Here is a 218-nt window from a genome sequence, read left to right on the forward strand (position 1 = left end):
AAGATGATAATGCGGCTTGGACTGAGGAGTTGAAGTGTGCGTTGAGGATTAATTTTAATGTGTGGGAGTTGGGGGAGGAAAAAGGTGGTGTGGAGGGAGATTATGAAAAAGGGGTGGGTGTATATGATGTTAATAGGGGGTGTGGTTTAGTTTGTTATGTTGAAATACATACGGATGTATGGGATCACAATGGGTTTTGAGGATTACAGGCCTTACAA

Annotated in this window: 1 protein-coding gene; it reads left to right on the plus strand. The window is 42.2% G+C overall.

Going from position 1 to position 218, the window contains the following annotated elements; all coding sequences use genetic code 11:
* Positions 1–200 (plus strand): hypothetical protein (locus tag FS628_RS32500; protein WP_222125377.1); only part of this gene is annotated, 200 nt, incomplete at its 5' end.
* Between the last annotated feature and the right edge of the window lie 18 nt (positions 201–218).

The organism is Paenibacillus xylanexedens, assembly GCF_007676705.1.
Lineage (GTDB): Bacteria > Bacillota > Bacilli > Paenibacillales > Paenibacillaceae > Paenibacillus > Paenibacillus xylanexedens_C.